The organism is Achromobacter sp. 1L-A-4-B-C2 (assembly GCF_057291955.1).
Genome location: NZ_JBXAWP010000008.1, coordinates 1 through 3,266, shown reverse-complemented (window position 1 = coordinate 3,266; position 3,266 = coordinate 1). Strand labels below are relative to the sequence as shown.

The window sequence follows — 3,266 nt, the reverse complement described above, 5'->3', positions numbered from 1 at the left end:
GGTGAATAACCTCAGACTGCTTTGAAACTTATGAACGGCACAAACGCTAATACTCAGGTCCTATAGCCTACAGCGTTATAGGATCAAGCGACTAAGTGCATATGGTGGATGCCTTGGCGATCACAGGCGATGAAGGACGTAGTAGCCTGCGAAAAGCTACGGGGAGCTGGCAAACAAGCTTTGATCCGTAGATGTCCGAATGGGGAAACCCACTGCAGCAATGCAGTATCCCTAGCTGAATACATAGGCTAGTGGAAGCGAACCGGGTGAACTGAAACATCTCAGTAGCTCGAGGAAAAGAAATCAACCGAGATTCCGAAAGTAGTGGCGAGCGAAATCGGAAGAGCCTTTACGTTTTAGCGCGCAAGATAGTCGAACGGAATGGAAAGTCCGGCCGTAGCAGGTGATAGCCCTGTAGATGAAATCTTGTGTGTGGAACTAAGCGTAAGACAAGTAGGGCGGGACACGTGAAATCCTGTTTGAAGATGGGGGGACCATCCTCCAAGGCTAAATACTCGTGATCGACCGATAGTGAACCAGTACCGTGAGGGAAAGGCGAAAAGAACCCCGGAAGGGGAGTGAAATAGATCCTGAAACCGTATGCATACAAACAGTAGGAGCCTCCTTGTGGGGTGACTGCGTACCTTTTGTATAATGGGTCAGCGACTTACATTCAGTGGCAAGGTTAACCGAATAGGGAAGCCGTAGCGAAAGCGAGTCCGAATAGGGCGATTCAGTCGCTGGGTGTAGACCCGAAACCAGATGATCTATCCATGGCCAGGTTGAAGGCACGGTAACACGTGCTGGAGGACCGAACCCACTAATGTTGAAAAATTAGGGGATGAGCTGTGGATAGGGGTGAAAGGCTAAACAAATCTGGAAATAGCTGGTTCTCTCCGAAAACTATTTAGGTAGTGCCTCAAGTATTACTGCGGGGGGTAGAGCACTGTTATAGCTAGGGGGTCATGGCGACTTACCAAACTATGGCAAACTCCGAATACCCGCAAGTACAGCTTGGGAGACAGAGCACCGGGTGCTAACGTCCGGACTCAAGAGGGAAACAACCCAGACCGCCAGCTAAGGTCCCGAATTATCGCTAAGTGGGAAACGAAGTGGGAAGGCATAGACAGTCAGGAGGTTGGCTTAGAAGCAGCCATCCTTTAAAGAAAGCGTAATAGCTCACTGATCGAGTCGTCCTGCGCGGAAGATGTAACGGGGCTAAGCGATAAACCGAAGCTGCGGGTGTGCACTTTTAGTGCACGCGGTAGGAGAGCGTTCTGTAAGCCTGCGAAGGTGGCTTGTAAAGGCTGCTGGAGGTATCAGAAGTGCGAATGCTGACATGAGTAGCGATAAAGGGGGTGAAAAGCCCCCTCGCCGTAAGTCCAAGGTTTCCTGCGCAACGTTCATCGGCGCAGGGTGAGTCGGCCCCTAAGGCGAGGCAGAGATGCGTAGCTGATGGGAAACTGGTTAATATTCCAGTACCGTCGTACAGTGCGATGGGGGGACGGATCGCGGAAGATCATCAGGGTGTTGGATGTCCCTGTTGCTGTATCGAAGATGGCGCTTAGGCAAATCCGGGCGCGTAAATCAAGGGTATGGCACGAGCGAGCATTGCTTGCGAAGTGATTGGAAGTGGTTCCAAGAAAAGCCTCTAAGCTTCAGCTGTACGAGACCGTACCGCAAACCGACACAGGTGGACGGGATGAATATTCCAAGGCGCTTGAGAGAACTCAGGAGAAGGAACTCGGCAAATTGATACCGTAACTTCGGGAGAAGGTATACCCCGGTAGTGTGAAGCGCCTGCGCGCTTAGCATGATGGGGTCGCAGAGAATCGGTGGCTGCGACTGTTTATTAAAAACACAGCACTCTGCAAAGACGAAAGTCGACGTATAGGGTGTGACGCCTGCCCGGTGCCGGAAGGTTAAGTGATGGGGTGCAAGCTCTTGATCGAAGCCCCGGTAAACGGCGGCCGTAACTATAACGGTCCTAAGGTAGCGAAATTCCTTGTCGGGTAAGTTCCGACCTGCACGAATGGCGTAACGATGGCCACACTGTCTCCTCCTGAGACTCAGCGAAGTTGAAGTGTTTGTGATGATGCAATCTACCCGCGGCTAGACGGAAAGACCCCATGAACCTTTACTGTAGCTTTGCATTGATCTGTGAACCGGCCTGTGTAGGATAGGTGGGAGGCTTTGAAGCGTGGTCGCTAGATCACGTGGAGCCATCCTTGAAATACCACCCTGGTTTGTTTGCGGTTCTAACCTTGGTCCGTTATCCGGATCGGGGACAGTGCATGGTGGGCAGTTTGACTGGGGCGGTCTCCTCCCAAAGTGTAACGGAGGAGTTCGAAGGTACGCTAGGTACGGTCGGAAATCGTGCTGATAGTGCAATGGCATAAGCGTGCTTGACTGTGAGACTGACAAGTCGAACAGGTGCGAAAGCAGGACATAGTGATCCGGTGGTTCTGAATGGAAGGGCCATCGCTCAACGGATAAAAGGTACTCTGGGGATAACAGGCTGATACCGCCCAAGAGTTCATATCGACGGCGGTGTTTGGCACCTCGATGTCGGCTCATCTCATCCTGGGGCTGTAGCCGGTCCCAAGGGTATGGCTGTTCGCCATTTAAAGAGGTACGTGAGCTGGGTTTAAAACGTCGTGAGACAGTTTGGTCCCTATCTGCCGTGGGCGTTGGATACTTGACGGAGCCTGCTCCTAGTACGAGAGGACCGGAGTGGACGTACCTCTGGTGTACCGGTTGTCATGCCAATGGCATTGCCGGGTAGCTAAGTACGGAAGAGATAACCGCTGAAGGCATCTAAGCGGGAAACTCGTCTGAAGATTAGGTATCCCGGGGACTTGATCCCCCTAAAGAGTCGTTCGAGACCAGGACGTTGATAGGTCGGGTGTGGAAGCGCAGTAATGCGTTAAGCTAACCGATACTAATTGCTCGTGAGGCTTGATCCTATAACACTGATGGTTATTGACCTGGTGATATAGCGTTCCAAGTGTCGTTCAATACAAAATCTGGCTGCACCGTCAGCAGCCAGCCAACACCAATTACGACCCCCCTGTGCATGATCATCGAGCTAGCCTCTGATCATCCACACGTTGTGTTTCTTCCAAGATTGGAGCCGTTGCGTTAACCCGCAACCGCTCAACCAGTTACGCCTGACGACCATAGCAAGGTGGTACCACTCCTTCCCATCCCGAACAGGACAGTGAAACGCCTTCGCGCCGATGATAGTGGACGGACGTCTGTGAAAG

At 52.1% G+C, this 3,266-nt stretch carries 2 rRNA genes; both read left to right on the top strand.

What is annotated here, in order from left to right:
• The first annotated feature begins 81 nt into the window (after positions 1-81).
• A 23S ribosomal RNA gene (locus AC0Z35_RS28290) occupies positions 82-2,966 on the top strand.
• A gap of 203 nt (positions 2,967-3,169) precedes the next feature.
• Positions 3,170-3,266: ribosomal RNA gene (rrf, locus tag AC0Z35_RS28285) — 5S ribosomal RNA — on the top strand; the annotation flags it as partial.